The 25,903-nt window shown below is 60.9% G+C and carries 27 protein-coding genes and 2 tRNA genes; 13 read left to right on the top strand and 16 right to left on the bottom strand.

The genetic code is table 11. The annotated features are described in order from the left end of the window. Positions 1 to 134: 134 nt before the first annotated feature. From P2081_RS02005 to P2081_RS02030, 6 genes are all read left to right on the top strand, one after another. The gene (locus tag P2081_RS02005; RefSeq protein ID WP_278921193.1) at positions 135 to 398 is read left to right on the top strand and encodes a hypothetical protein; all 264 of its coding nucleotides are present in this window, start codon (positions 135 to 137) and stop codon (positions 396 to 398) included. 184 nt (positions 399 to 582) lie between these two features. Beyond that, positions 583 to 1,869 carry a homoserine dehydrogenase gene (locus P2081_RS02010; RefSeq protein ID WP_278921194.1) on the top strand — a complete coding sequence of 429 codons (1,287 nt, stop codon included), beginning with the start codon at positions 583 to 585 and terminating at the stop codon, positions 1,867 to 1,869. 233 nt (positions 1,870 to 2,102) lie between these two features. Then, a complete protein-coding gene (gene glpX, locus P2081_RS02015; RefSeq protein WP_278921195.1) occupies positions 2,103 to 3,089 on the top strand; it encodes a class II fructose-bisphosphatase in 987 nt (328 codons plus the stop codon). Positions 3,090 to 3,258: 169 nt separating this feature from the next. Beyond that, complete coding sequence (gene recJ / locus P2081_RS02020) at positions 3,259 to 5,004, top strand: single-stranded-DNA-specific exonuclease RecJ (RefSeq protein ID WP_278921196.1); 1,746 nt, start codon at positions 3,259 to 3,261, stop codon at positions 5,002 to 5,004. 120 nt (positions 5,005 to 5,124) lie between these two features. After that, positions 5,125 to 5,199 (top strand) — tRNA-Glu (locus P2081_RS02025). A gap of 178 nt (positions 5,200 to 5,377) precedes the next feature. After that, positions 5,378 to 5,452 (top strand) — tRNA-Glu (locus P2081_RS02030). Between the two features lie 179 nt (positions 5,453 to 5,631). Here the strand turns inward: P2081_RS02030 and P2081_RS02035 are convergent. The 5 genes from P2081_RS02035 to P2081_RS02055 all read right to left on the bottom strand — a co-directional run bounded on the left by P2081_RS02035 (position 5,632) and on the right by P2081_RS02055 (position 10,625). Next, positions 5,632 to 6,654 carry a GGDEF domain-containing protein gene (locus tag P2081_RS02035; RefSeq protein ID WP_278921197.1) on the bottom strand — a complete coding sequence of 341 codons (1,023 nt, stop codon included), beginning with the start codon at positions 6,652 to 6,654 and terminating at the stop codon, positions 5,632 to 5,634. Then, a complete protein-coding gene (locus P2081_RS02040) occupies positions 6,651 to 7,250 on the bottom strand; it encodes a heme NO-binding domain-containing protein (RefSeq protein ID WP_278921198.1) in 600 nt (199 codons plus the stop codon). Before P2081_RS02040 ends, P2081_RS02035 begins: the two co-directional genes overlap by 4 nt. A 389-nt stretch (positions 7,251 to 7,639) precedes the next feature. Then, on the bottom strand, positions 7,640 to 9,277 hold the full coding sequence (locus tag P2081_RS02045; protein WP_438826522.1) for a trimethylamine methyltransferase family protein: 1,638 nt from the start codon (positions 9,275 to 9,277) through the stop codon (positions 7,640 to 7,642). A 248-nt stretch (positions 9,278 to 9,525) separates the two neighbouring features. Next, positions 9,526 to 10,215 carry an HAD family hydrolase gene (locus tag P2081_RS02050; RefSeq protein ID WP_278921451.1) on the bottom strand — a complete coding sequence of 230 codons (690 nt, stop codon included), beginning with the start codon at positions 10,213 to 10,215 and terminating at the stop codon, positions 9,526 to 9,528. A 125-nt stretch (positions 10,216 to 10,340) separates the two neighbouring features. After that, on the bottom strand, positions 10,341 to 10,625 hold the full coding sequence (locus P2081_RS02055; RefSeq protein WP_278921199.1) for a DUF3572 domain-containing protein: 285 nt from the start codon (positions 10,623 to 10,625) through the stop codon (positions 10,341 to 10,343). A 115-nt stretch (positions 10,626 to 10,740) separates the two neighbouring features. On the opposite strand from P2081_RS02055, the gene P2081_RS02060 reads away from it, so the two are divergent. Further along, positions 10,741 to 12,162: a diguanylate cyclase gene (locus P2081_RS02060; RefSeq protein WP_278921200.1), complete on the top strand. Its 1,422-nt coding sequence runs from the start codon at positions 10,741 to 10,743 to the stop codon at positions 12,160 to 12,162. A gap of 99 nt (positions 12,163 to 12,261) precedes the next feature. Here the strand turns inward: P2081_RS02060 and P2081_RS02065 are convergent, their stop codons facing one another. The 4 genes from P2081_RS02065 to P2081_RS02080 form a co-directional block, all read right to left on the bottom strand. After that, positions 12,262 to 12,726 carry a periplasmic heavy metal sensor gene (locus P2081_RS02065; RefSeq protein ID WP_278921201.1) on the bottom strand — a complete coding sequence of 155 codons (465 nt, stop codon included), beginning with the start codon at positions 12,724 to 12,726 and terminating at the stop codon, positions 12,262 to 12,264. Then, positions 12,723 to 13,133: a hypothetical protein gene (locus tag P2081_RS02070; RefSeq protein WP_278921202.1), complete on the bottom strand. Its 411-nt coding sequence runs from the start codon at positions 13,131 to 13,133 to the stop codon at positions 12,723 to 12,725. The genes P2081_RS02065 and P2081_RS02070 overlap by 4 nt, the downstream gene beginning before the upstream one ends. After that, positions 13,126 to 13,737 (bottom strand): RNA polymerase sigma factor, encoded by a 612-nt coding sequence (locus tag P2081_RS02075; protein ID WP_417700006.1) that lies wholly within the window; start codon positions 13,735 to 13,737, stop codon positions 13,126 to 13,128. Before P2081_RS02075 ends, P2081_RS02070 begins: the two co-directional genes overlap by 8 nt. Before the next feature lie 171 nt (positions 13,738 to 13,908). Beyond that, positions 13,909 to 14,427 carry an EF-hand domain-containing protein gene (locus P2081_RS02080; protein ID WP_278921203.1) on the bottom strand — a complete coding sequence of 173 codons (519 nt, stop codon included), beginning with the start codon at positions 14,425 to 14,427 and terminating at the stop codon, positions 13,909 to 13,911. Between the two features lie 220 nt (positions 14,428 to 14,647). On the opposite strand from P2081_RS02080, the gene P2081_RS02085 reads away from it, so the two are divergent. Next, positions 14,648 to 15,067 carry a DUF983 domain-containing protein gene (locus tag P2081_RS02085; protein WP_278921204.1) on the top strand — a complete coding sequence of 140 codons (420 nt, stop codon included), beginning with the start codon at positions 14,648 to 14,650 and terminating at the stop codon, positions 15,065 to 15,067. 36 nt (positions 15,068 to 15,103) lie between these two features. Then, the gene (locus P2081_RS02090; RefSeq protein ID WP_278921205.1) at positions 15,104 to 15,835 is read left to right on the top strand and encodes an NUDIX hydrolase; all 732 of its coding nucleotides are present in this window, start codon (positions 15,104 to 15,106) and stop codon (positions 15,833 to 15,835) included. Between the two features lie 25 nt (positions 15,836 to 15,860). On the opposite strand, the gene P2081_RS02095 is transcribed toward P2081_RS02090, so the two are convergent. The 3 genes from P2081_RS02095 to P2081_RS02105 are packed head-to-tail and all read right to left on the bottom strand — an operon-like array spanning position 15,861 to position 17,925. Continuing rightward, complete coding sequence (locus P2081_RS02095; RefSeq protein ID WP_278921206.1) at positions 15,861 to 16,763, bottom strand: EamA family transporter; 903 nt, start codon at positions 16,761 to 16,763, stop codon at positions 15,861 to 15,863. Positions 16,764 to 16,781: 18 nt separating this feature from the next. Then, on the bottom strand, positions 16,782 to 17,726 hold the full coding sequence (locus P2081_RS02100) for a fatty acid desaturase (RefSeq protein WP_278921207.1): 945 nt from the start codon (positions 17,724 to 17,726) through the stop codon (positions 16,782 to 16,784). Continuing rightward, positions 17,719 to 17,925 carry a DUF2061 domain-containing protein gene (locus tag P2081_RS02105; RefSeq protein WP_278921208.1) on the bottom strand — a complete coding sequence of 69 codons (207 nt, stop codon included), beginning with the start codon at positions 17,923 to 17,925 and terminating at the stop codon, positions 17,719 to 17,721. Before P2081_RS02105 ends, P2081_RS02100 begins: the two co-directional genes overlap by 8 nt. A 110-nt stretch (positions 17,926 to 18,035) precedes the next feature. On the opposite strand from P2081_RS02105, the gene P2081_RS02110 reads away from it, so the two are divergent. After that, positions 18,036 to 18,899, top strand: a complete 864-nt coding sequence (locus P2081_RS02110; RefSeq protein WP_278921209.1) for a helix-turn-helix domain-containing protein — start codon at positions 18,036 to 18,038, stop codon at positions 18,897 to 18,899. A 122-nt stretch (positions 18,900 to 19,021) separates the two neighbouring features. Here P2081_RS02110 and P2081_RS02115 read toward each other — a convergent pair whose 3' ends face one another. After that, on the bottom strand, positions 19,022 to 19,792 hold the full coding sequence (locus P2081_RS02115) for an SDR family oxidoreductase (protein ID WP_278921210.1): 771 nt from the start codon (positions 19,790 to 19,792) through the stop codon (positions 19,022 to 19,024). After that, on the bottom strand, positions 19,789 to 21,264 hold the full coding sequence (locus P2081_RS02120; RefSeq protein ID WP_278921211.1) for a carnitine 3-dehydrogenase: 1,476 nt from the start codon (positions 21,262 to 21,264) through the stop codon (positions 19,789 to 19,791). The genes P2081_RS02115 and P2081_RS02120 overlap by 4 nt, the downstream gene beginning before the upstream one ends. 74 nt (positions 21,265 to 21,338) lie before the next feature. On the opposite strand from P2081_RS02120, the gene P2081_RS02125 reads away from it, so the two are divergent. After that, positions 21,339 to 21,812, top strand: a complete 474-nt coding sequence (locus tag P2081_RS02125; protein ID WP_278921212.1) for a DUF1203 domain-containing protein — start codon at positions 21,339 to 21,341, stop codon at positions 21,810 to 21,812. 73 nt (positions 21,813 to 21,885) lie between these two features. On the opposite strand, the gene bcoG is transcribed toward P2081_RS02125, so the two are convergent. Continuing rightward, on the bottom strand, positions 21,886 to 22,803 hold the full coding sequence (gene bcoG, locus P2081_RS02130) for a 3-dehydrocarnitine:acetyl-CoA trimethylamine transferase BcoG (RefSeq protein WP_278921213.1): 918 nt from the start codon (positions 22,801 to 22,803) through the stop codon (positions 21,886 to 21,888). Positions 22,804 to 22,936: 133 nt separating this feature from the next. Between bcoG and P2081_RS02135 the strand changes: the two genes are divergently transcribed. After that, entirely contained in the window at positions 22,937 to 23,974 is a 1,038-nt protein-coding gene (locus P2081_RS02135) for a GlxA family transcriptional regulator (protein WP_278921214.1), read from the top strand. Positions 23,975 to 24,189: 215 nt separating this feature from the next. Here P2081_RS02135 and P2081_RS02140 read toward each other — a convergent pair whose 3' ends face one another. Beyond that, positions 24,190 to 25,233, bottom strand: coding sequence for an aldo/keto reductase (locus P2081_RS02140; protein ID WP_278921215.1), 1,044 nt, complete (start codon positions 25,231 to 25,233; stop codon positions 24,190 to 24,192). Positions 25,234 to 25,390: 157 nt separating this feature from the next. Between P2081_RS02140 and P2081_RS02145 the strand changes: the two genes are divergently transcribed. After that, a complete protein-coding gene (locus P2081_RS02145; protein ID WP_278921216.1) occupies positions 25,391 to 25,792 on the top strand; it encodes a rhodanese-like domain-containing protein in 402 nt (133 codons plus the stop codon). Positions 25,793 to 25,903 lie beyond the last annotated feature (111 nt).

Raw genomic sequence — 25,903 nt, forward strand, 5'->3', positions numbered from 1 at the left:
GAGGCCGGTTCAAAGGTCAGGCCAGCCCAATGGACAGGCAGACTTCAGTGGGCCGCAGCAGCGGATAAATCACGCTGCCAGCTTGTACCTTGTCGGTTGATTGTGCATCAAGAGGCAAGCAATAGGAAAATGTCATGCATCGCCCCCTGCCCCTGATCCTGCTTGGCGCCAGCCTCGGACTTGCATCTCTTGCCGGGTGCAGCAACGTGCCCGAGCTGAACAATCGCCTGACACCAGAGCTGCGCGCCGCAGCCTACCCGCCCCTACGCCCGATAGATGACCTGATCGCCCCTCAGGCCACCCCAGAAGACGCGGCAGAACAGCTGCAAGAGACACTCAAGGCGCGCAGCGACCGACTGGACCGCCGAGCCGAGGCCCTGCGCCGCGCCTCACAGTAACCAGGCCCTCCAGGAACAACGAAGATCTGACAGCATAGGCTTGCCCGCTTTGCGCCGCTATTTGCGCCGTCTATATCCCGCTTGAGACCTGATTTCCCCAGCTATCCCGCCAGCGCCGTTGCACCCCTTCCCTGAACCCGCTAAGGCGGGTCAACACAGATGGATACGAAAAGGATCTCCGGCTATGACAAAACCGCTTCGTCTTGGGATTGCAGGTTTGGGCACGGTTGGCGTGGGGGTGGTGAAAATCGTCCGCCGCCAGGCTGAAATGCTGGAGATGCGCACCGGTCGCCCTGTGGTGATCACGGCGGTTTCGGCCCGCGATGCCGACAAGGACCGCGGTGTTGCCCTGACCGGCTACGCCTGGGAGAGCGACCCAGTCGCCCTGGCCAAGCGTGACGATATTGACGTTTTTGTCGAACTGATGGGCGGCGACGACGGCCCCGCCAAAGATGCCACCGAGGCCGCGCTGGCCTCTGGCAAGGATGTGGTTACCGCCAACAAGGCGTTGCTGGCCATCCACGGCCAGGCGCTGGCAGAACAGGCCGAGGCAGCCGGCCAGGTGATCCGCTTTGAAGCCGCCGTCGCCGGTGGCATCCCGGTTGTCAAAACGCTCACCGAGGCGCTGGCAGGCAATCAGTTCACCCGGATCATGGGGGTGATGAACGGCACCTGCAATTATATCCTGACCCGGATGGAGGCCACCGGCCAGGGCTACAACACCCTGTTCGAAGAATGCGGTCGCCTGGGCTATCTGGAAGCCGATCCCAATCTGGATGTTGGCGGCATTGATGCCGGCCACAAGCTGGCGCTGCTCTCCTCTATTGCCTTTGGCAGCAAGCCTGCCTTTGAGGATGTGCAACTTCAGGGCATTCAGCGCATCGCCATCGACGATATTCGCCATGCCGCCGACATGGGCTATCGGATCAAGCTGCTGGGCGTTGCACAGCGCAGCCCCCGTGGGTTGGAACAGCGCATGACCCCCTGCCTGGTGCCTGCTGACTCGCCGCTGGGGCAGCTGGAAGGCGGCACCAATATGGTGGTCATCGAAGGCGACGCGATCGAACAGGTGGTGCTTCAGGGCCCCGGTGCCGGTGAAGGCCCCACCGCCAGCGCTGTGCTTGGCGATATCTGCGATCTGGCGCGCGGGCTACGCATCGCAACTTTTGGTCAGCCAGCCAGCTCTTTGCAGGAAATCCCAGCGGCCCAGACCGGCCTTCCCGCCCCCTATTACCTGCGTCTGGCGCTGCAGGACAAACCCGGTGCCCTGGCCAAAGTGGCCGCAGCGCTTGGCAATGCAGGGATTTCCATCGACCGGATGCGCCAATACGGCCACGCGGAAACCACAGCTCCGGTGCTGATCGTGACACACAAGACCACCTCTGCCACGCTGGACGTCGCAATCGAGACCCTTGCCCAGACCGGCGTTGTTGACGGCGCGCCTGTCGCCCTGCGCATCGAAGAGCTCTGACCGGGCTCGCAGCGCGCGCGTCTGGTTGTCAAAGCCTGGATCCAAAACCAGGTCATAAAACATTCAATTGGGCCGCAAACCGGCCCATCCCCTAGTAAAGGCGCGCAAAAATGCTCCATTCGGGGCACAACGCGCGCCTTCCCGCCCTAGCTATCGCTATCATCCCTTGCCCGCCGCCCCCGCAAAGGGGTATTCGACAGGCAACCCGCCCGGATTGTAACAGGATATTGAGTATGACCTCGACCACCACAGACGCCCCATTTCATGATCGCATGCTGTCACTTGGCCTTGCCCGAGTGGCAGAACAGGCCGCACTCGCCTCGGCTTCGCTTATCGGGCGCGGCGACGAAAAGGCCGCAGATCAGGCCGCCGTCAACGCCATGCGCGAACAGCTGAACCTGCTGGACATCAAAGGTGTCGTGGTTATCGGCGAAGGCGAGCGCGACGAGGCCCCGATGCTGTATATCGGCGAAGAGGTTGGCTCTGGTACCGGCCCTGGCGTGGATATCGCGCTGGACCCGCTGGAAGGCACCACGCTGACCGCCAAGGACATGCCCAACGCGCTGACCGTGATTGCCATGGGGCCGCGCGGCTCGATGCTGCACGCCCCCGATACCTATATGGACAAGCTGGCCATTGGCCCCGGCTACCCCGAAGGCGTTGTCTCGCTGGATATGTCCCCGTGTGAGCGGGTCGAAGCCCTGGCAGCGGCCAAGGGCTGCGCCCCTGCCGATATCACCGTCTGCATTCTGGAACGCCCGCGCCATGATGCGATGATCGCCGAAGTGCGTGAAACCGGCGCGGCGATCCGGCTGATCACCGATGGCGATGTTGCCGGCGTGATGCACTGCGCCGAATCGGCAATCACAGGCATCGACATGTATATGGGCCAGGGCGGCGCCCCTGAGGGCGTTTTGGCTGCGGCGGCGCTGAAATGCATGGGCGGGCAGATTTTTGGCCGCCTGCTGTTCCGCAACGAGGACGAAAAAGGCCGCGCCGCCAAGGCAGGCATCACCGATCTCGACCGGATCTATACCCGTGACGAAATGGTGACCCAGGATGTGATCTTTGCCGCGACTGGCGTGACCGGTGGCTCTTTGCTGCCGGAAATCAAACGCCAGCCCGGTTGGGTGGAAACCACCACCCTGCTGATGCGATCAAAAACCGGATCGGTACGGCGCATGTCATACCGCACGCCAGTGGACGCGCTGGAAGCCTGATAAAACAGGCCCGTCACCGCAGCCAGGTTGGGCGGTCTGTCCAGAGTGGCTGTCGCCAGCAAAGAAGTGGCTTGCGCCACGGCCTCCGGCGGGGATATTTTTGGCCAAATGAAGGGCTGGATCCAGGCGGGTCCGGCCCTTTTTCATAGACGAGGATGAGGAGCCATCCATGAGTTTTCTTGGGGTAGAGGCATCGCTGACTGGGCGTCGCTGGCTGGGGCTGGGCATTGATCTGGAGCGCGCGGCGGAACATATGGTACAGCAGACCGGCCTGCCGACGCCGCTGTGTCAAGTCCTGGCCCGGCGCGGCGTGCCCGCCCATGAGGCGGTCGGCTTTCTGACGCCGCAGCTGAAAGAATTGCTGCCCGATCCACGCCATATGAAGGATATGGAACTGGCAGCCGCCCGTTTTCTGCAGGCTGTGGAGATGCGACAGCGCATCGCCATTTTTGCCGATTATGACGTCGATGGCGGCAGCTCTGCTGCGCTCTTGCTGGTTTGGCTGCGCGACATGGGATTGCGGGCCACGCTCTATATTCCCGATCGCATCGACGAGGGCTATGGGCCCAATGATGAGGCCATGTCTTGCCTGGCACGGGACCATGATCTGATCGTCTGCGTCGACTGTGGCACCCTTTCGCATGGGCCGATTGCCGCCGCCAAGGGCGCAGATGTCATCGTGCTGGACCATCACCTTGGCGGTGAAACATTGCCTGACTGCGTTGCGGTGGTGAATCCGAACCGCCAGGATGAAACGGGTGATCTGGGGTATTTCTGCGCTGCTGGCGTGGTGTTCCTGATGCTGGTCGAGGTGCGCCGCCAGGCCCGCGAAAAGGGACTTGCGGCAGGGCCGGACCTGCTGAGCCTGCTGGATCTGGTGGCGCTGGCCACAGTGGCGGATGTGGCGCCGCTGATTGGTGCCAACCGGGCGCTGGTACGTCAGGGGCTGAAGGTGCTGGGGGCCAGGCAACGCCCAGGCCTGGTGGCGCTGGCGGATGTCTCGCGGATGGATGCCGCCCCCTCGACCTATCACCTGGGTTTCTTGCTTGGGCCGCGGGTCAATGCCGGAGGCCGCATCGGCAAGGCGGACCTTGGGGCGCGGCTTTTGTCGACGGACAACCCGCATGAGGCCGCCGCCCTGGCCGAGCGACTGGATCAGCTCAATACCGAACGGCGGGATATCGAAAACGCGGTGCGTGCCGCCGCCATGGAACAGGCCGAGGCACGCGGCTTTGACGCGCCGCTGGTCTGGGCCGCCGGTGAAGGCTGGCATCCAGGTGTTGTCGGGATCGTTGCGTCACGCCTGAAAGAGGCCGCAGGCCGCCCCGCCGTGGTCATTGGCCTGCACAATGGCGAGGGCAAGGGCTCTGGCCGGTCGGTCAGCGGTATCGACCTTGGCGCCGCAATCCAACGCACAGCAGCCGAAAATTTGCTGCTGAAAGGTGGGGGGCACAAGATGGCGGCGGGCCTTACCCTTGCGCAGGACAAGCTGGAGGCGGCGATGGCACGGCTGAGCGACCTTTTGGCGAAACAGGGCGCGGATCAGCTTGGGCCGTCGGATCTGAAGCTGGATGGCATGTTGATGCCCGGGGCCGCCACGATTGATCTGATCGAGCAGATCGAGCAGGCCGGCCCCTTTGGGGCAGGTGCTGCGGCACCGCGCTACGGCTTTCCCGATCTGGCAATTCGCTTTGCCAAACGCATCGGCGAGACCCACCTGAAGCTTTCGCTGACGGATGGGGTTGGCGGCACTTTGGATGCGATCTGCTTTGGTGCCTTTGACACCGCCCTTGGCCCGCGCCTGCTGGACCATGGCGGGGCGCGATTCCATTTTGCCGGTCGGCTTGAAATCAATTCTTGGGGCGGGCGCCAAAGCCCGCAACTGCGCCTGGAAGACGCCGCCGAAACCCAATAATCCTGCCTCAAAGGGGGCTAAACGGAAAGAAATCTACCCACACCAAAAAAACTTACTTTTGATGCCTTTTTTAGCTTGCGGCTTTGGCATAGAGAAACTAAACACCGCTCCACAGCAAGTGGCCCGTTCGTCTATCGGTTAGGACGTCAGGTTTTCAACCTGAAAAGAGGGGTTCGACTCCCCTACGGGCTGCCACTGTTCCCCCCTTGAAGCAAAATGCCAATCTGGCGCACCTGGCATGATATTTGCCATGCTTCTTGGCATATATGGCTTTTATTCAAACACTTACCGCGCTGCAGAAAAAACGCCAATTTACCAAAATTGCCCCTTGCGCCACCGGCTATGACTAAGTAATACAGCCACACGAAACAGTGGCCCGTTCGTCTATCGGTTAGGACGTCAGGTTTTCAACCTGAAAAGAGGGGTTCGACTCCCCTACGGGCTGCCACTTCCCCACTCTGATTAAGAATAAACGCGGTAACAGCAGTGTTGTATTGCGCTTTGCCCCTGCCTGCAGGGCTGCGCGGCGCGCCATAGCCGGGGCCACGACAACGCGCAGCAAAGCCTAGCAACCTGTCAGATTAAAACGGATTGCATCTGACGCGCTGCCTGGGCATCGCCTCGCCACTAGTGCACGCCGTTTGCCACCGTTTCTGGGTCACCTTTTTGCATGCCCTCTTCATAAAAGAGATGCTGCGACCGCCCCGCCCGCTTGGCCGCATAGAGCGCCAGGTCAGCCTGATGCAACATGGCTGCAGCCTCCACCGTGCCAGAATTCCACGTCGACAAAGTGGTGCCAGCGCTGGCTGAAACCTTGCACATCTTGCCACCATAGGGCACTGGCTCTTCCAGTAGGCGGATCAGTCTCTTCGCCAGCCCTGCAAGAACTTTTGGCTCATTAACACCTTCAAATATAATGACAAACTCATCACCACCGACACGAGCAACCGTATCGGACTGGCGAGTGCATTCTACCATGACCCTGGCGACACTCTGCAAGACTGCATCCCCGGCCGCATGGCCCAGCGTATCGTTGACCTCTTTGAAGAAGTCGAGATCCACATGCATCAAGGCAAAATCCGTGCCCGATCCAATCAGCCGCTCAAGGATGTGATCCATGGCGCGCCGGTTCTTCAACCCGGTGAGCGTATCGGTAAAGGCCTGTTCCTCGGCAGCAATTTTTGCCCCCTGCAGGCGCAGGTTCAACTGACGAGACGCCTCCATCGCGGCAGATTTGGCTTCGACCAGGTAGAGCATTTCGATGGTCAGATCCGTGGGCGAAAAGTCCGCGCTGGTCAGATCGTAGTCGCGCACCGCCTCAAGCACTGAAATCCCAAAAGACAGGTTTATCAGCGCGCCCTTCCCATCCGGCAGCGGGATCAACATGCCTTTCAGGCCGGTTTGGGGGCTGTCACGAAACTGGAGATGCAGTTTCGTGCCGACCGTCTTGACCAGGTCATCCATCGAACGCACCCGGCGCGGGCGTGTCATGTCGAAAATACGGAAGAACCGCTTGCCCGACCAGTCTAGATCGGGGCGCAGTTTCTTCAATGTGGGGCCGACGGAAACCAAGCGCCCAGCAGCATCGACGACCGCATGCATTGGGCACAGGAGATCCATGATCTTCAGAAGTTCAGCGTCATTCATCATAGGCTATGTGCCCCCAGATCAAAGGTCCGCCCTTCGGCAAAATCGGTTTCCACTAGGGTGATCGAAATCACCTCTGCGCCCTCGTCAGTGCCATCCTGGGTGCCACGATAGTCCAAGATCACCAGATCACCGTAGTCATCTGCCATGGCCCGCAACACGCCCATCAGCACAAAGGCAAATCCAGGCAAGCCAGGCTGGCATATCAATTCAAACTGCCCCGGAGAGATTTCTACCAGTTCAAGCGCGGGCAGATGCAGATCCGCCACCGCCAATCGCGCCCGATCAGGCAGATCATCCAAGGAATGCAGGAATTCAACATAGTTTACCCCGCCAAACCGAAGCAAACGGCGCAGGGCTTCAACCTGGGGGTTGGACACCAAAAAGGTACCGGTATCTTCCAGAATTTCAGACAGGGGCCGCTCCTGCGAGCGCTCCAGCGCTCTGAGCATCTTGGTGGATTGCGCGTCCGTATAGAACAGCATGGCTTCAAACTCTGTAAAGCCAAGGTCAGCGGACTCCATAATACTAGCCCACCGGTCTTCCCCGTAGGTACTGACGACAAACGCCTGAATAGCTCTGTTGATCAGACCATGCATAAATTGGCCCCTTGTTACACTGCGCCCATAAATGGCGCCGTATCGTTAATATACACCCAACAACTAAAGTTTTACCGAACTTCAGGGGGAAATCCTGCGAAAACATCTGGTTGGCACACGTAATTACGCCCCCTTATCCTAGCGTTCTATTGCAACCTGAAAAAAATAGATCACCTTGAAATTGCAAATACTTATCCGGGCTCCTCTCTGCTGCCATAAGCCTAGGCCAGGCAAGCAGAACAGACCGCCCCGTCAACTGGAACGCGTCATACCGCGATAAACTCGTTTGAGAAAGAAAAACAATCACCCGCTCCCAAAGAAGTGACAAGACACCCGTGTCGATACAGAAACGGATCAGCCAGCCGCACAGGGCTGGGCGCTCTTGCCAGCTAGAAATCGGTGGGTGCGCCGCCTTCCGATTTACGCCGGGCGACAAAATCCTGCAGCGCCTCTCGGGTTGCGACCTCCATGTCGGGTGGTTCGAACTCGGCCAGGATGTCTTTATAGAGCCTGTTGGCACGCTCTGGCGTCCAGATCGCTCCGGCGGCCTCCCAGGCCTCATAATTGCGCCAGTCACTCAGATAAGGTTGATAAAAGGCGCTCGCATACCGATCCTGAGTGTGCTGGATGCCAAAGAAATGCCCCTCATGTCCCACCTCTCGGATTGCATCCAGGGCGATATCATCCTCTCCGGTGGCGCAGATCTCTGGCTGCATATAGCGCTGAATCTGCTGCAAGACCTCGCAATCCATGATGAATTTTTCCGGGCTTGCGATCAGTCCGCCCTCTAGCCAGCCGGCCGCGTGATAAACCATGTTGGTGCCGGATTGCACCGCTGCCCAGAGCGAATTGGAGGTCTCCCACATGGCCTGCCCGTCCGGCACATTGGCGGCACAGACCCCGGAAGAGCGCATCGGCAGCCCATAGTAGCGCGCCATTTGCCCGGTCATCTGGGTAGCGCGCATATATTCCGGTGTACCAAAGGCGGGTGCGCCTGATTTCATATCTACATTCGAGGTAAAGGTGCCAATGGCGCAGGGGGTGCCGGGGCGCACATATTGAAACAACGCAATCGCACAGAGAGCTTCAGCCAGAGACTGCGTCACAGCCCCCGCCATCGTCACCGGTGCCATTGCCCCGGCCAGGGTAAAGGGCGTCACGACAACCGCCTGCCCCCGCCGCACCAGTCGCAGACAGCCATCAATCATCGGATAGTCATGCTTTAGCGGCGAGGTGGAATTGATATTGGTGTACATCCGTGGCTTGGCCTCGAATTCCGCATCGCTGAGCCCCCCAGCGATGCGCACCATCTCCATCACGTCTTCCACCCGCTCTTTGCCCAGCGAATAGGCATGCATTGCCTTGTCGGTCAGCGTCAACTTATCATAAAGCACGTCAAGGTGCCGCACCGAGGCATGGATATCCACTGGCTCTACCGGGTAGCCGCCAGCAAAGTGGATACAGTTGAAATACTGGGTCAATTTCAACAAATTCTGGCACTGCTCGCGAGAGCCGGCAACCTTCTTGCCAAGATCCAGATCCCAGTAGTTGGGCGGCGAGGAGACATTGCCGAACAGCAGGTTCTTGCCGCCAATAGGAATACTGCGTGCCGGGTTACGAGGGGTGATGGTGAACTCGGGCGGCGCATGCGCCAGCATCTCCATCACAAAGCCCCGATCCATGCGCACAAGGTCACCTTCAACCTGACAGCCGGCCTGTTTGAAGAGCGCCAGCGCCTCTGGGTTGAGGAAAACAACGCCGATCTCTTCGAGAATGCGCATGGCCCCGTCGTGAATGGCTGCAACCCCTTCGGGGCGGAGCGGCTCAATGGGGGGATCAATGTTTTGCGGAATGGACCAGGGCATCTGCTGCAGCGCCGCCTGCCCACGCCGCGCCGCCGCGCCCGCGCGCCCGCCGCCGCGTCGACTGTTGCGCTTTCCAGTAGCACGCGCGATCAGGTTGTCGCTGGGCCCCGCTGCCGCAGAGCCCCCGGAACTGCCACCTGATGGATCTGTTTCGCGGGTCATGAAAGCCTCCTGTGCAAGTGCCAGCGCTGGGATCGCCCGCTGAATGCTGCGCCCCGGGCAACTTTAGCAGGCCCAATCTCGACCCGGCGAACCTGCCCAATTACGACACTTCATGTCGCAAATGAACCATATCACGCAGAGATATCCCTTTTCTGTACAGATGTGCCCAGTTCCACACAGATCGCCCCTCCCCCAGACAAAGGGAAAGACGCCGCCGATATATCTCTCAGGTCATCTGAGGGCAGGCCCTACCGGTCGAGCCAGGCCGGGATTCCGCCAATATGTGGCAAGACCACATCCGCATGGGGTGCTAAATCGTTGTGTTCTGCCATGCCCGTCAGCACCCCAATGCAGGTCATGCCTGCCGCGGCGCCCGCCACCAGATCATGCAGGCTATCGCCCACCATGGCGGTGCGCCCCGGCGCCACACCAGTCGCGGCGCAAAACGCCAACAGCGGATCCGCGTCCGGCTTTGCCCCATGGCCACTGTCAAACCCCGCAACAAATGCAAAACGGTCCAACACCCCGGCGCGCTCCAACTGATCGACGGCCGAGGTCTCTGCGTCATTGGTCATGACTCCCAGCACCTTGCCCCGCGCAAGCAAATCATCCAGGAACGCCGCCAGAGGCACAGCTTCGCACAGCGCGGCCGATCCGGCGCTTTTGGCCAGAAAGCGCTCCAACTCGGACTCGCTCATCTGCGGGACAAAGGGGGCCAGCACCGCCGCCACCTCACCATTGGTACCGGCAATCACCAGACTATCGGGATGAAAGCCGCCGGCGGCGCGGTCAAAACGGATCACTTGGGCCATCGCCTCGGCACGGGCCTCGTCACCCTGGCTCAGCTGACCCAGCATATCTGCCGCCCAGGCATTCCAGGTGGCCTTGAATTCAAACAGCGTCCCGTCCTTGTCAAAGAGAAAGGCATCTACCGGCATCATTTATCCTTGCGCGTTGTGATCTGGCGCGAACCGTATCGGCAAACACCCCTGGTGCAAGCCCTTAGTCGCAACCTTTTGGAAATTTGCCCATGTTGGAATTTTGCCCAGAATCGACAGTGGTCTCAGGTCCAGTGAACCTGCGCACCACCCGGAAGCGCCATCCGCGCCAGCATCGGCGTTTCATAGGCCAAATTGGCCTGATCGCAGAACTGCACCACCCAGGCATCGTCCATAGTTAAGAAATCAAGCACCGAGCCGAGGAACTCAGGATCACCGGCCTGCGCCTTCAAATCCGCCTCTGCGGCACCGGTTGCCCCCATAAACACCGGAAACAATTCATCATTTGCCATCAGCCAGGCCAAAGCCTGTAGTCCAATGACTTCGGCCTGATCAGCGGAGATCTGCATAGTTGTCCTATTCCTGACATGGTCTCGTCAAATTAGTAAAAATCCGAAACAGTTTATTAACCTGTCTAGCGGAAACTTCCAGTGTAGCGAGTACAAGGCTTGAAAGGCGACCCGCGTGCAAGGAACGATCCTAGTCATAGATGGTATTTCTACCAACCGTATTATGCTGAAGGTTCAGCTGACGGAAGCCTGCTATGGTGTGGAACAGGCCGACTGCGTTGCCGATGCCCTTGAGGCGGCGCGCCACAGCTGCCCTGATCTGGTGCTGACCGCCATGACCCTGCCCGACGGTACCGCCGCGGATGTTAAGAATGCGCTGCGTCAGGATGATATGCTTGCCGATATTCCCGTCATCGCCATCACCCAGTCCAATGCGATTGAACAGCGTCTGAACGCGTTGTCATCCGGGATTGACGATGTGCTGCCACAGCCCGTCGATGATGTCATCCTGCAGGCCCGCATTCGCAGTTTGCTGCGTGCCCGCAGCACCAACGAAGAACTGCACATGCAGCGCGATGCCTCGCATGGGTTTGTGCTGCCTCTGTCGGACCGTGCAGGCCATGCACAGCCCAGCACGGCAAATGTCGCCCTGGTGGCGCAGGATACCAAAACCGCGCAGGCCTGGGCGGAAAGATTGGGTGAAAAACTACCCTATACGCTACAGTGCCACCAATTGAACGATATCAAACTGATGATGAGCGCCCCGGTCGCGGATGTCTTTATCATCGAGCTGAACGAAACATCTGCGGGCCCCGGGCTGCGACTGCTGGCCGACCTGCGCGCCCGCGCCTCTACCCGGAAATCGGTGGTCATCGCGGTGCCCAACCCGGCGGATCCGGTCATCGCCGCCGAGGCGCTGGACCGTGGTGCCCATGACGTCTTGCAGGCAGGGTTTGATGTTGACGAACTGGCGTTGCGGTTGACCACACAGCTTCAGTATAAATCCCGCAATGATCAACTGCGCGACAGCGTTCGCAACGGGCTACGGGCTGCGGTGCAGGACCCGATGACCGGGCTGTATAATCGCCGCTATGCCAAACCCTTTCTGGACCGCACTGCCAAACGCGCCATCGAAAGCAATGGCAGCTTTGCCCTGATGCTGGCAGATCTGGATCACTTCAAGCGGATCAATGACAAATATGGCCACCCCGCTGGAGACGCCGTCCTGATCGAAGCCGCCCGGCGGCTGCAGGCGCAGATGCGCCCCGTCGATCTGGTCGCCCGTGTCGGCGGCGAAGAGTTCATGATTGTGCTGCCCGGCGGCGATGAAATCACTGCGGGCATGGCGGCTGTGGCCCTGTGCAATGCCATCAATAGTCAACCCTTTCATGTGCCCGGCCTTGCCACCCCGATCGACGTTACCATCAGCATTGGCGCAGTGATTGGCCGCGATGCCTGCGGCGCGTCCGCCGCCAAGGACCGCAGCACAATCAGCGTCACTGATATGATTTCGCAGGCAGACCGGGCCCTGTATGATGCCAAGAATGCCGGGCGCAATCAGGTCACCCTCGGCAAACCCTCCCCAGTGGCGGCCTGACGGCAGGCAGCAGTAAAGCCAGCAATCGCAGACAAAATCATGCCGGGCGTGGATCGGATCTGGCGATGCAGCACCATATGATTTGCAAAGGGCTGGAGATCAGCGCTCCAACTGATGTTGCATCCGCTCGGCAAGCCTGCGCCGTTCTGTCAGGCTCAGTCCCTCCAGGCGCTGCCCCCAGACATCGACAACAAGGCGCAAAAATTGATGGGTCTCAACGATATGTGCCTCGAGCACCGCCGCAACCGCCGTCCGGTCCAGCTTTTCTGCCTGAAGCAGCGTAATCATCTGGTCCATCTCGGCGCGGCGCCGATCTGCGGCGCTCTGGCTGTCCCCCTCATGCTGTTTCAGCAACCGGTGCATCTCTTGGCGGCCGATGTCCTTGAAGATAAAGCGCCCCAGCATCGGTGGCTTGTCGCGGCGATGCTTGGAGCCATGCGGCGCATCATGGTACCGCCAGGCCGCCCCTGCGCCCAACCCGATCACCGCCAGGTTCAAAGCCAGCGACAGCGCCAACACGATTTTCAGCCAGGGGCGCAGGCCGGGTTTTGGTGTCTGGCTCATTCGAATACCTCATCGCTCATCAGAAAGCTCACGTCATAATCAAGATCCGCAAGCAGCTGCGGCGCATTGGAGGCCGTGGCCAGGCCCGCCACCGGATCGGGCAAGAAAACAGGCGGCGCCAGCCCAAGCCAGAGCCCCACCAGGCACGCCGCTGCCAACCCGCCCAGCGCGGGCCAGCCCCCAATCGCCGCCGTGAATTGCCGCCACAGGCGCTGCTGTCTTGTCCTGGGGTCATTCGCGCTGCCGGTGCTGGGCGTGACCATGCTCTGGTCGCGCTGCATCCTATGTGCATCAGCCAGGATGGTTGCCTGCAAATCGGACGGCAAGGTGGGCCGTGCCTGACGGGCATCGGCAAAGAGATCCTCCAGATCCGCCATCTCACTCAGAGTTTTGTCACCTTCAGACATCGCGATACCCCAATTCCTCTTGGCGGTTGGCAAGGATCTTTGCCAGCGCCCGTTTGCCGCGCGCCGTCAGGCTCTCGACTGCTTCGACGCTAATCTCCATGATCCCGGAAATCTCCGGGTTGGTCAGTTCTTCGATGTGGCGCAGGACCACGGCCTGGCGCTGGCGCTCTGGCAGTTGCATCAGCGCCTGTTGCAGCGCGTCCTGGCGGGCGTTTTCCTGCAATTGATCCGGCGCAGAGCGGGCCGGATCCACCGGTTCTGGAATGGCGTCCAGATCCACATGGCCGCCGCGCTGGCGCCGCTTCAGATCAATGCACAGGTTCATCACCACCCGATAAAGCCAGGTTGAAACCCGTGCCTGCCCTGGCTGCCAGTCCGGCGCCATGCGCCATAGACGCATCATTGCCTCCTGGGTGACATCCTCGGCCTCGGCCCGGTTTCCCAGAACCCGCTGCGCCACACCAAAGGCACGCGGCCCCAGCCTTGCCAACAGATCGGCGGCGGCCTGAGGATCACCATTGGCATAGAGCACAAGCAACGCGTCATCCGTTGCAGTTGCCCCTGTTGCCCCCCCCGTCGTCGCAGCCGACCGCACCGCAGAAATCGCATCTGACGGGGCAGCGTCCACAACAGGGTCGGCAACGGCGCGCGGCGCGGGCCCTGTCGCAGGCCCGCTCACCGCGCGCCCCTTTGCGGGGCGGGACCCTGACTGGCCCTGCCCCGCAAGAGAGACCAGCCAAGAGCTATCGGGGGAAAGTGCAACACCCTGTTTCAATCAATCCTGATTTGTCTCATCCGCTCTGTGTTCAGAACACCCATCATGGCCACTACCATGTCCTGCCCTCTGCTTGCCACCGCGATGATGACGCATCTTGCCAAACTCCTCTTGCGAGATGCTGCCATTATCGTCGCGGTCCAGCCGCGCAAACATGTCACCATGATCGCCGCGCTTACCCATTTCCGCCTGGCTCAGCTGACCGTCGTCATCCTGATCCATATGGCGGATCATCGCCGCAACCCGTTTCGCCAGCAGCTCTTGGCCCCTGGCGTGCAACTCCTCTGCAGAAAGCTTGCCGTCACCATTGCTGTCAGCTGCACCAAAGCGCGCGGCCTTATGTGCCGCCATCTCTGCCTTGGTGATCTCGCCGTTGCCGTCGCTGTCCAGCTCTTCGAACTGAGCCTTTGGTCCCATCGGACCAAAACCCGGCTTTGCCATGGCGGTTGTCGCCGCAAGCATCGCTGCTGTGGCCAGAATGGCGACAATAGGTTTGGTCTGAATCTTGATCCGTGACATGTTTCTGATCTCCTGTTTGGCCCAAGACAGCCCTGTGCTGCCCAAGACCCAGACTAAACGCGCCATGCGGCGCTTTCCGTCGCGCCCGGCGCAAAATTGTGCAAAATGGCGGCGCGCATACGACCCTGCCGGCGCCGCGGCATCGGGCCGCAGCGATTTGCGCGGGCTTTCCATCGCCAGGCAGACAGGCGATGATTGCGCCACAAGAACAGGATTACCTATGACCGAGTCTCAGGCCTCCCCCGCTGCTGTATCTGCCGCTGTCCATAGTCGCCCCGACCGCGCCACCTGGCCTGCCCTGGCCAAGGGCTGGCGGCGCCGCTGCCCTGATTGCGGCAAGGGCGCGGTGCTGCATTCCTATCTGAAAATGAATGATCGTTGCGATCATTGTGGCTTGGATCTGTCCCAGGCTCGGGCGGATGACGGGCCGGCCTATCTGACCATTTTGCTGGTGGGCCATATCATGGCCCCGCTGTTGCATGTGGTCTATTTCACCTGGCGTCCCGAACCTCTCGTAACGTTTTCAGTATTCTCCATTGGCTGCATTGTCTCTTCTCTCTATCTTTTGCCCAGACTAAAAGGGGTGGTGGTTGCCTATCAATGGGCCCGCCGGATGTATGGCTTTGATACCAAGGACTAACATCCCCTAGGAGACGCAAAAGGGAGAAACCGGCCGATGAGCAAGACTGCATTGCAGGGTGTGACATCCGAAGACCGCAGCGCGATCCGCAATGCGGCAACAATCATCGCGTTGCGCGACCGGATGGGCGATAATCCAAAGGTTCTGATGGGGCAGCGTGGCTCCAAAGCCGTGTTCATGCCCAACAAATTCGTCTTTCCCGGCGGCGCTGTCGATCTGGCCGATGCCACGGTGCCGCTTGCCCAGCCGCTGCCCGCGATCTGCCGCGACCGGTTGGCCGATCAGGCCAGCACCGGGCTGGATCATGCCCTGGCCATTGCGGCCATCCGCGAACTTTGGGAAGAAACCGGGCTGGTTCTGGGCCATCCCGGCACATGGAAGGACACGATCGCCGAGGATTGGCGCGGCTTTGCCGCCACCGGCCATCTGCCCTCGGCTCGGGCGCTGCAGTTTGTCTTTCGCGCGCTCACCCCGCCCGGCCGCCCCCGGCGGTTTGATGCCCGGTTCTTCCTGGTCGACGCGGATGAGATCAGCGGCGATCTGGATGATTTCTCGCGTGCGTCGGATGAGCTGTCACATCTGCAATGGATACCGCTGAACAAGGTGCGCAGCTTTGATCTGCCCTTCATAACCGAGGTGGTTCTGGCCGAAGTCACCGGCCGATTGAAGGACCGCACCCCACCGCGCAGTGTGCCCTATTTCTGCAACAACGATGAAGAAAGCCTGTTTCTGCGTCTCAAGGGCAGACCAATGCCCAGCTCAGAATAACGCGGGGCGGCTGGCCGGGGCAGGATTACAGGGCCAGCCCCAGTGCCAGAATGGACAGGATCAACAGCGCCATACCGGTAATTTCACGGTGGCTGATCTTTTCCTTGAAAAACAGAAGGGACGCCAGCACCGACAAGAGCAGCTCTACCTGCCCCAGCGCCTTGACATAGGCGGCGTTCTGCAGGGCAAAGGCCCAGAACCAGCAAAACGAACCGCCCAGGCTGGTCAATCCCACCCAGATCGCCACCCGCCGCGCCCGCCAGACACGGGTGATTTCCCCCTGTTCGCGCCAGGCCAGCCAGACCACCATCAGCAGGGTTTGCAGGCTGACCACCGAGGCCAGCGTGACCGCCGCGCGAAACACGGCCGGCAGATCCCCCAACTGCAACGCCGCACCGCGATAGCTGACGGCAGAAAAGGCAAACAGCACCCCCGCCCCCAGCCCCAGCCGAGAGGCCAAATTGGTCAGATGTCGCCACCAGGCCCCGGTGGCATCCGGTGGTCGGGACAGCACCAGAACTGCGCCCAGCCCCAGCAGAATTGCGACCCAGCCCCAAGCGCTGATCCCATCCCCAAGAACCACCAGCCCCAGCAGGGCTGTCTGGATGACCTCGGTTTTTTTGAAGGTGATGCCAACCGCAAAATTACGCTGTTTGAACAGGGCCACCACGCAGACCGTTGCCAGGATCTGTGACAGGCCACCCACCAGGGCAAAGCCCCAGAACAGCCCGCCGAGATGCGGCAGGCTTTGTCCGCTGGCAACCAGATAGGCCGCAAGCCCTGCGATGATAAAGGGTGCCGAATAGGCAAACCTGGCAAAGGTAGCACCGCCCGGCGACAGGGTGACCGTGCTCAGCACCTTTTGCAGCATAAAGCGAAAGGTCTGAAAGGTCGCAGCGGCAATTGTTACGGGAATCCAGGTCAGCATGGCTGCCTTTATGATCCGCTAGTCTTCTGATGACCAGAGCGGATGTGGCACGGGATCCTTGCTGCGTAACAGATACCGCAGAAAGACCTGGCCATAGCTTTTATAGTGATAGCCCTGGTTCATCGACAAAAACAAATCGCGGTTCTCGCGGTAGAGCCGCGGCAGCGCATGCCAGGGGACGCCCGGGTACATGTGGTGGACGATGTGCAGATTGTTGTGCAGGAACAGCCAGGCCAGCGGGCCGCGATCCTCAACCACCACGGTGCGACTGTGGCATTCGGCATGGGCGCGATGTTCCAGAAATGTACGGATCTTGAGCAAGGCCAACCCGATATAGCCGCCAAGGAAGAGCACCCAGAGCGGCGTCGGGCTTGCCAGGGTGATGGTGATGACCACACCCAGGCCCACTCCATGCAGGCCCCAATCGCGCAGCACAGCCCGGTGTTCCCCGTTGCGGTCCTGCCCCCGCATCAGGCGCCAATCCCCGATCATAAAGCAAATCTGCCCCACAAACGGACCCAACAGCAACCGCCCCAGCAAGGTATTGTTCGCCTGCAGCAGCAACCGGTGCCAGCCCGGCATCTGGGCCCAGACCTCGGGATCCTGAAAGTTGCTTTCGGGGTCGTCATAGGGATCGGTCAGGCGATCATCCCGGTGATGCGCCAGATGGGTGTCGCGAAACCGGCCATAGGGGATGAACAGGGACAGCGGCAAGAATAACAGCGCCTCGTTCCAACCGGGGCGACGAAACGGGTGCCCATGCAGCGCTTCATGGCTCAGCGAGGAATGCAGCGCCGCCAGCCCCCCAAGACAGAGCGCGCTCAGCCCCAGCCCAAGCCCCGGCAGCAGGAACAACACCAGCAGCCACAGCCCATAACAGGCCAGTATCAGAACAAGCGTGCCCCACTCCACCCCGCGCGGCAGGGCTGTTGCACAATCCACGCTCCGGTGCGGATCAGACATTTACCCGCCCCCAGGTGATGCGGGTCCAGACCCGCTCATAGATCACGTAGCAGGTAAACCCCAGCGCAGTATTGGCCAGCGCCATGATCCCGCCAAGACTGGCAGATCCAGTGGCCACCACCCCGACGAGCGTCATGGTCGCAAACCCGATTGCGTTCCAGACCAAGGCCTTAACCAGTGATCGCCTGCGGGTTTCCATGTTGCTCTTTCTCCTGCGGATGCCATGCCAGCAGTCGTAGCGCCCCGGACCACGGTGAAGAATTCCGAATATGGTTAACTTTTCCCATCAATGGTGATAATTATCTTCATATGCCGCAAAAAATTGACAAACGCCGTCGCGCCGAACAGTTTCGCCTCCGCCTCAACCGGGCCCTGAGCGAAAGCGGGCTGAGCCAAAGCGCCCTGGCGCGCGACACCGGGGTGGATCGCTCCACCATTTCGCAGCTGCTCAAGAATGACGGGGCCCGGCTGCCCAATGCCCATGTGGTCGGCGCCTGCGCTGCGGTGCTGGGGGTCTCTGCCGACTGGCTGCTGTCTCTATCGGACCGCCCCGAAAGCGCCGCAGAGTTGATGGCCGCCAGCATGTCGCTAAGCGAAGCGCCCCGCGCCCTGGTAGATCAGCGGATCTTTGACTGGCACGTAGAGGCAGCCGGCTATAAAATCCGCTATGTGCCTGCGGCGCTGCCCGATATGCTCAAGACCCGGGCGCTGCTGGAATGGGAATATGCGCCGCATCTGGGGCGGACTGCTGATCAGGCCATTGGCGCCTCAGAGGATCGCCTGGCCTGGATGCGCCAGGCGCAATCGGATTATGAAATCGCCATGCCCCTGTACGAGCTGGACAGCTTTGCCCAGGCCACCGGCTATTATGCGGGGCTGCCGCTGGAAATCCGTTTGGAACAGCTGGAACAGTTTGAACGCCTCACCACCCAGCTCTATCCGCGCCTGCGGATATACCTGTTTGATGCCAAGCGGCTGTTTTCCGCGCCACTCACCATCTTTGGCCCGCTGCTCTGCGTCTTTTACGGCGGCAGCCACTATATGGCCTTTCGAGACCGCGAGCGGATCGAGACCTTCACCCATCATTTTGATCAACTGATCCGCGAATCCGATATCACCGCCCGCCAGCTCCCCGGTCGCATTCGCGCCCTGAAGGCAGCCTTGAACACCTAGAGCATGTTGCGCAACATGCTCCAGGCCTCGCCCCCTGCGTCAGGCGCGCGCAAGCGCGCCGCTCAGGCTCAAACCGCGGCAGCGGTTTGAGCCTGCCTCGCGCCAACAGAGCCGGTGACGGATCAGACTTTTGGATCTGGGTTTTCGGTATGGCCATCCACTGCGATCACCTGCCCCGACACCAGCCGCGCTGCATCAGAGCCAAGGAAGACCGCCATATTGGCGATGTCCTCCACCTCTACGAAAGAGCGCATGGAGGTGCCGGACACATAGCCCTGATAGACCTGATCGCGGGTCATGCCCTTGGCTCTCGCCTCGCGGGCCAAAACGCCCTCCATGCGGGGGCCTTCCACCGAACCAGGGCAGATCACATTGGCGCGAATACCGTGGGGGCCCAGCTCCATCGCCAGGGTTTTGGTCAGGCCGATCATCGCCCATTTGGCCGCCGCATAGGGCGCCCGGTTGGGGTAGCCATATTGCCCCGCCGTCGACGAGGTCACGATGATCGCGCCAGCTTTGGCCGCCTTCATCATCGGCGTGGCGTATTTTGCCGCCAAAAAGGCCCCCTCCAGATTGACGCTGACGCAGGCGCGCCAATCCGCCAGTTCCACATCCTCCACCAATGCCGTCGGGCCGGCGATGCCTGCATTGGCACAGAGCACCTCCAAGCCGCCCCAGACCTCTGCGATCTGCGCAAACAAGGCGCTGACCTCGCCCTCATCTGCAGCATTGGCAACCGTGCCGCGCCAGCCCTCGGGCAGGTTTGCAACGGTCTCGGGGTTGAAATCGGTGATCCAGACCTCAAATCCTGCCGCCGAAAACCCCTCGGCAATGGCGCGGCCAATCCCGGCCCCGCCAGCCGTAATCAAAACCCGCTGACGCGGCGATGTCATCGCGGCGCGCCGATGGAACGGCCCAGCCCCTCTGGTGCCGACAGATCCGCATGGGCCTTGGCCAGTTTGGCCAGATTGGCCTCGATATGGGCCGCGGGCGGCGCCGAGCGGCGGGTTTTTAGATCCACATGCAGCAGCATATGTTCCCCGGTGGCCAGCAGCCGGTCGCCTTCGTACATTTCATGCCAGAGGTGCATCTTCTTGCCCGCCCCCATGATGACACGGGTCTTGACCTGAATCGGGTGGCCTGCATGCACTTCGTCGATGTGGCGAATATGGGTCTCGGCGGTAAAATAGCTGCCACCATTGGCGATATATTCAGCATCACAGCCAATCAGCATCATCAAGCGATCGGTGGACTGGGCAAAGGCATCCAGATAGCGGCTTTCGGTCATGTGGCCATTATAGTCGGTCCAGTCCAGTGGCACGATACGGCTCTGGGTCAGCACCGGCTGGCTGAGATCCGCAAGATCCTCAAGCGTGCTGACCAGTCCGGCTGCAGCCTCCAGGCCCTTGTCATGGGCGTTTTGCAGCGCACCCGTGCCCCAGTCATTGGCACCCAAGGCCCGCATCATGCCCACAAGGTTGTCGTCGCGAATACGCTCCATCTCGCGGATCGGCAAATGTCCAGACTGTGCATCCGACTGGCCGGCGATCAGGTCGACCAGCTCTTCGGTGAACTCTGGCACATCCATCAGTTTGGTCCAGGGAGAGGTCAGGCAGGGGCCAAACTGCGCCATGAAATGCTTCATGCCCGCTTCGCCACCAGCAACGCGATAGGTATCAAACAACCCCATCTGCGCCCAGCGAATGCCAAAACCATAGCGAATGGCATTGTCGATCTCTTCTGTGGTGGCGATGCCATCCTTGACCAGCCACAGCGCCTCGCGCCAGACTGCCTCCAGGAAGCGGTCAGCGACATGGGCGTCGATCTCTTTCTTCAGGTGCAAGGGATACATGCCAAGACCCGACAGGATATCCTTGGCCCGCACTGCCACCTGCTCTGAATTGGCGGGGGTTGTCACGACTTCGACCAAGGGCAGCAGGTAAACCGGGTTGAATGGATGTGCCACAAGGATCTGGCCTGCATTGCCACGCCCCTCCTGCAACTCGGAAGGTTTGAACCCGGAGGTGGAAGAACCAATCACCGCATCACCATCGCAGTGTTTTTCCAGTTCAGCATAGACCTTTTGTTTCAGGTCCAGCCGCTCGGGGACGCTTTCCTGGATCCAGTCAGCCCCAGCGACAGCCTCGGCAATTGTCCCATGAAAGCTGAGCCCGCCTTCGGCGGGCAGCGCCACATTGCCCAGACCAGGCAATGAGCGGCGCGCATTGTCCAGCACCTCGCTGATTTTGCGCTCGGCTTCCGGGTCGGGGTCAAAGACCTGCACATCCCAGCCATTGAGCAGGAACCGCGCGGCCCAGCCGCCGCCAATAACACCGCCACCGATGATTGCTGCTGTTTTTGTCATAGTTCTTTCCCGCATATTTCGGGTCGCCTCACCGGTAGGTGCTCTGCCACAACACCCAGGAAAGGAGACATTTCATGAGACTTGAATTTCACGCTTTGCCCAGCGAGGTGGTCGAGACCATCCATCGCACGGGTCTTGATTCCTACGGCGATCCTGTCGAACGCCACCCCCGTGCCGAAGCAGGCGGAATGCCCTGTCGCCACTGTCTGTGCCACGTTGCCGAGGGACAGCCCTATCTGACGCTGGCACATCGCCCGTTTCAAACCCGCAACCCGTTTTCCGAGACAGGGCCGATTTTCCTCTGCGCCGAAAAATGCAGGCGGGCCGAGCCTGCGCCGGTTCCACCCGCGATGCTGCAGGCGGATGCCTATATCCTGCGCGGCTACTCGGCTGCGGAACGCATCGTCTACGGCACCGGTGCCGTCACCCCGCGCAGCCAGCTGGTCGACTATGCAGCCAGGTTGCTGGCCCGCCCGGACATTGCCTTTGTCGATCTGCGCAGTGCCAGCAACAATTGCTTCCTCTGCCGCATCCACCGCGCTGATTGATCCAACGGTTATCGATGAGAACCGCGCAGACCTGTGCTGCGCGGCGATCCTCAAACGGCTGTGCATCGGCAGATCACACCGCCACGGGCGCACGTTTGGTCAACCCAAGCTGCGCGCGCACCTCCGCTGGCCCCATCAGCTTGCCGCCCATGTTTTCAATGATGCTGCCTGCCCGTTCCACCAGCTGATAATTCTCGGCCAGCACTCCCTTTTCCAGCCAGAGATTGTCTTCAAGCCCGACGCGCACATTGCCGCCCGCCAGCACCGAGGCCGCCACATAGGCCATCTGATCACGTCCCAAGGAGAAGGCCGACCAGTTCCAGCTCTCAGGCACATTGTTGACCATCGCCATGAATGTGTTCAGATCATTGGGCGCGCCCCAAGGTACCCCCATGCAAAGCTGTACCAGCGCAGGGCTTTGCAGGATGCCTTCTTTCTCCAGTTCTTTGGCGAACCAAAGATGGCCGGTGTCAAAGGCCTCGATCTCGGGCTTCACGCCAAGATCGGCCATCATCTGCCCCATGGCCCGCAGCATGCCGGGGGTGTTGGTCATGACATAGTCGGCCTCGGCAAAGTTCATGGTGCCGCAGTCCAGCGTGCAGATCTCTGGCAGGCATTCTGCAATATGCGCCATCCGGGCGGTTGCGCCGATCATGTCGGTTCCAGCCTCATTTACCGGCAGCGGGTTTTCAACATCGCCAAAGACCATATCGCCACCCATGCCGGCGGTCAGATTCAGCACCACATCCGTGTCGCTGTCGCGGATCCGATCGGTCACTTCGCGGTAGAGCCCCAGATCGCGTGAGGGCACACCGGTCTCGGGATCGCGCACATGGCAATGCACCACAGCCGCCCCGGCCTTGGCTGCGGCGATGGCACTCTCGGCGATTTGCGCAGGCGAGCGCGGCACATGTGGGCTGCGATCCTGGCTGCTGCCAGAGCCGGTCACGGCGCAGGTGATAAAGACGTTTTTGTTCATATTCAGAGGCATTTTGGTTTTCCCCGCAATGTACAGGGTTGTGCCTAGAGTTATCCCCAAGCTCTTCCCCAGATTCCTATTTGCTTCACCGCCTAGTCTGCCTCAGCCTTTGTGCAGACAGTTTACACTAAGCGAATCGAAGTTGATGAAATCCGCAAAAAACATCCTGCAGCCCGAACATCGCCCGCTGAAAACAGCGGTGCTGGTACTCGACGAATGCAACACGCTCTCTTTTGCGGCCGCCGTCGATCCGATGCGCGCCGCCAATCGCCTTGCCGGGCGCTGCGTCTTTGACTGGGACTATGTAAGTGCCACCGAAGAGCAGCCAATGCTGACCAGTGGCCTGCATGTGCCAGGCTTTCCCCTGGCCCGGCTGCAAGACTGCGAGCTGCTGATCGTGGTGGCCGGCTTCCAGCTGGCCCAGCAAGCCACCCCCAGCCTGCTGGCGGGGCTACGGCGTCTGGCGGCCAGGGGCACCACCATTGCCGGCATCGACGGCGGCCCCTGGCTGATGGCAGAGGCCGGGCTGCTGGAGGGGCACCCCGCCACCACCCATTGGGAAGATCTGGAAAACTTTGCCAACCGCTTTGCCGGGGTGGATTGCCGCAATGACCGCTTCACCGTCTCCGAGGGTCGCCTGACCTCTGGCGGCGCAACGCCGGCGATCGAAATGATGCTGCATATCATCAGCGCCCGCCATGGGGCCGGCTTTGCCGCCCGGGTGGCTGGTCTGTTCCTCTATGACGGCCCCGCTGCACCAACACGCGCCCAAAGCCGCCTGGGCAGCCACAAGCACAATGCACTGACCGCCAAGGCCAATGCGCTGATGGAGGCCGCTCTGGACGAACCCCTGACCCTGACCACCATCGCCGAGCGCCTTGGCACCAGCCCACGCAGCCTGCAGCAGCAGTTCCGCCTGCGGCTGAACACAACCCCACAGGACCACTACCTGCACCTGCGTCTGGCCGAGGCCCGCCGCCTGGTCAGCGATACGGATCTGTCCCTGATGGAGGTTGCCCTGGCTACTGGCTTTACCTCGCCCTCAAGCTTTGCCCGCGCCTTTCGGGTTGCCCATGGCACCTCTGCCCGCGAACTGCGTCAAAACCGCAGCAGCATGAGTAGTGCCAGCTTTGGCACCACGGGGTCCTCCCGCCCGGAAACGCCGCGCCCGACAACCCACTAACCCAATAGGGCAGCCAGGCACCTTCGGCGGCCTGCCCAGCGCCGCCGGGTTTAGGCAGAGGACACTGGCATTGGCGGCCTAAAGAGGGGGGATATACCTCCTTGAGCCACCTCTTAAGTCGCGTGCCGGCGCCGCGCATAGCGCGGCGCCGGGCCCAACTGCAAAGAGGCATTTTAATGCCTCTGGCGCAGGCGGGAGCGCCCCCCCTTCTCGGATTAGTAGGGCATCGGATGGGCGCGGTGGGCCAGATTGATCTCCTCCAGCACCTCTGCCGACAGCTCCAGCTCCACCGATTTCAACGCATGTTCCAGTTGCCCCTGCGTCGTGGCGCCAAAGATGGCGCTGGTCATAAAGGGCCGTGTGCGACACCAGGCCAGCGCCATATGCACCGGATCCAGCCCATGCCGCGCGGCAATGTCCAGATAGGCGGCAACCGCATCGTAGACCCGTGGCGAATGCCGCCCTCCCAGCTCTGGGACGATGGATTTGCGTGATCCTTCCGGCACCGCCCCCTCTTGATACTTGCCTGTCAACAACCCGGTTCCCAGCGGTGAAAAGGCCAACAGCCCCACATCCTCGTTGACGCTCAGCTCCGCCAGATCGGTGTCATACATCCGGCAGATCAGCGAATACTCATTCTGGATCGAGGCCACCCTTGGCCCCAGCCCCTCGTCAGAAAGGCGCAGCCACTGTGCCGTGCCCCAGGCGCTTTCATTGCTTAGCCCAAAGGCGCGGATATTGCCCTTGTCGACCTGCCCCTGCAACGCCTCCAGGCAGTCGCGCATGTTGTCCAGGGTTTCTTCACGGTTCTGGGTCGAGGGATCATAGCTCCAGTTCTTGCGGAACATGTAGCTACCGCGATTGGGCCAATGGAACTGGTAGAGATCAATATAATCGCACTGCAGCCGTTTCAGTGACCCTTCGATCGTGGCGGCGATGGTCTGCGAACTGATCGGCGCGCCGTCACGCACGGCCTGCATACCCTCGCCAGAATGTTTGGTCGCCAGGATGTAATCGCCCCGCCGCCCGGTTTTCGCGTGCCAGGTGCCCAGGATCTCTTCACTACGGCCGATGGTTTCGGGGCGGATCGGGTTCACCGGATACATTTCTGCCGTATCAATAAAGTTGATCCCGGCCGCCAACGCCGTGTCGATCTGCACATGCGCCTCGGCCTCTGATGTCTGGGTGCCATAGGTCATGGTTCCAAGGCAGAGTTCCGAAACCTCCATTCCAGTACGACCAAGGGGGTTCTTCTTCATTGCGCTTTCCTTCACTGCTTGGATGCCAACAGGCCTGATATTTCCCTCCGCGACCTTAGCGCCCCGTCCCGTGATCGCAAGCCAACAGTCGCCTTGTGCTTTGCCACAAAATACAACAGCCTACCCGCATCCAAAGTTCAGCCAGGAGAGCCAAGAAATGGCGCAGAACATTACCAAGGGCGTGAAGGCCCTGCTTGCCGAGGCCAATGCCAAGGTCACCACCCTGTCGGTAGAGGAGGCCAAGGAAAAGGCGCTGGATCCCAACTACGTCTTTGTTGATCTGCGCGATATCCGCGAGTTGCAGCGCAGCGGTTTGATTCCCGGCGCCTTCTCCTGCCCGCGTGGCATGTTGGAGTTCTGGATCGATCCTGACAGCCCCTATCACAAGCCCATATTCAACCAGGATAAAACCTATGTCTTTTACTGTGCCAGCGCCTGGCGTTCGGCGCTCAGCGCGCGCATCGCGATGGAAATGGGGCTCGCCCCGGTGATGCATCTTGAAGGCGGCTTTACCGCCTGGGAAAAGGCGGGCGGGGCCGTCGTGCCGCAGACGGCCTGATCCGCTGATTGCGCCCCGCTCTTGCAGGCAAGCCGCGTGGCGTCGCGCGCAAATCGCGCTGACTGCAGTCCAGCGGCCTGTCGCCGCTGCTGCCCCTTGCCTGCCCCACAG

This window comes from Pseudophaeobacter profundi, from assembly GCF_029697505.1.
In the GTDB taxonomy this organism is placed as follows: domain Bacteria; phylum Pseudomonadota; class Alphaproteobacteria; order Rhodobacterales; family Rhodobacteraceae; genus Pseudophaeobacter; species Pseudophaeobacter profundi.

Bases quoted from the DNA above. Each gene is read 5' to 3' on its own strand.
- P2081_RS02005 (WP_278921193.1), top strand. From the start codon at position 135: ATGCATCGCCCCCTGCCCCTGATCCTGCTTGGCGCCAGCCTCGGACTT.
- P2081_RS02010 (WP_278921194.1), top strand. From the start codon at position 583: ATGACAAAACCGCTTCGTCTTGGGATTGCAGGTTTGGGCACGGTTGGC.
- glpX (WP_278921195.1), top strand. From the start codon at position 2,103: ATGACCTCGACCACCACAGACGCCCCATTTCATGATCGCATGCTGTCA.
- recJ (WP_278921196.1), top strand. From the start codon at position 3,259: ATGAGTTTTCTTGGGGTAGAGGCATCGCTGACTGGGCGTCGCTGGCTG.
- P2081_RS02035 (WP_278921197.1), bottom strand. From the start codon at position 6,654: ATGATGAATGACGCTGAACTTCTGAAGATCATGGATCTCCTGTGCCCA.
- P2081_RS02040 (WP_278921198.1), bottom strand. From the start codon at position 7,250: ATGCATGGTCTGATCAACAGAGCTATTCAGGCGTTTGTCGTCAGTACC.
- P2081_RS02045 (WP_438826522.1), bottom strand. From the start codon at position 9,277: ATGACCCGCGAAACAGATCCATCAGGTGGCAGTTCCGGGGGCTCTGCG.
- P2081_RS02050 (WP_278921451.1), bottom strand. From the start codon at position 10,215: ATGCCGGTAGATGCCTTTCTCTTTGACAAGGACGGGACGCTGTTTGAA.
- P2081_RS02055 (WP_278921199.1), bottom strand. From the start codon at position 10,625: ATGCAGATCTCCGCTGATCAGGCCGAAGTCATTGGACTACAGGCTTTG.
- P2081_RS02065 (WP_278921201.1), bottom strand. From the start codon at position 12,726: ATGAGCCAGACACCAAAACCCGGCCTGCGCCCCTGGCTGAAAATCGTG.
- P2081_RS02070 (WP_278921202.1), bottom strand. From the start codon at position 13,133: ATGTCTGAAGGTGACAAAACTCTGAGTGAGATGGCGGATCTGGAGGAT.
- P2081_RS02080 (WP_278921203.1), bottom strand. From the start codon at position 14,427: ATGTCACGGATCAAGATTCAGACCAAACCTATTGTCGCCATTCTGGCC.
- P2081_RS02085 (WP_278921204.1), top strand. From the start codon at position 14,648: ATGACCGAGTCTCAGGCCTCCCCCGCTGCTGTATCTGCCGCTGTCCAT.
- P2081_RS02090 (WP_278921205.1), top strand. From the start codon at position 15,104: ATGAGCAAGACTGCATTGCAGGGTGTGACATCCGAAGACCGCAGCGCG.
- P2081_RS02095 (WP_278921206.1), bottom strand. From the start codon at position 16,763: ATGCTGACCTGGATTCCCGTAACAATTGCCGCTGCGACCTTTCAGACC.
- P2081_RS02100 (WP_278921207.1), bottom strand. From the start codon at position 17,726: ATGTCTGATCCGCACCGGAGCGTGGATTGTGCAACAGCCCTGCCGCGC.
- P2081_RS02105 (WP_278921208.1), bottom strand. From the start codon at position 17,925: ATGGAAACCCGCAGGCGATCACTGGTTAAGGCCTTGGTCTGGAACGCA.
- P2081_RS02110 (WP_278921209.1), top strand. From the start codon at position 18,036: ATGCCGCAAAAAATTGACAAACGCCGTCGCGCCGAACAGTTTCGCCTC.
- P2081_RS02115 (WP_278921210.1), bottom strand. From the start codon at position 19,792: ATGACATCGCCGCGTCAGCGGGTTTTGATTACGGCTGGCGGGGCCGGG.
- P2081_RS02120 (WP_278921211.1), bottom strand. From the start codon at position 21,264: ATGACAAAAACAGCAGCAATCATCGGTGGCGGTGTTATTGGCGGCGGC.
- P2081_RS02125 (WP_278921212.1), top strand. From the start codon at position 21,339: ATGAGACTTGAATTTCACGCTTTGCCCAGCGAGGTGGTCGAGACCATC.
- bcoG (WP_278921213.1), bottom strand. From the start codon at position 22,803: ATGCCTCTGAATATGAACAAAAACGTCTTTATCACCTGCGCCGTGACC.
- P2081_RS02135 (WP_278921214.1), top strand. From the start codon at position 22,937: ATGAAATCCGCAAAAAACATCCTGCAGCCCGAACATCGCCCGCTGAAA.
- P2081_RS02140 (WP_278921215.1), bottom strand. From the start codon at position 25,233: ATGAAGAAGAACCCCCTTGGTCGTACTGGAATGGAGGTTTCGGAACTC.
- P2081_RS02145 (WP_278921216.1), top strand. From the start codon at position 25,391: ATGGCGCAGAACATTACCAAGGGCGTGAAGGCCCTGCTTGCCGAGGCC.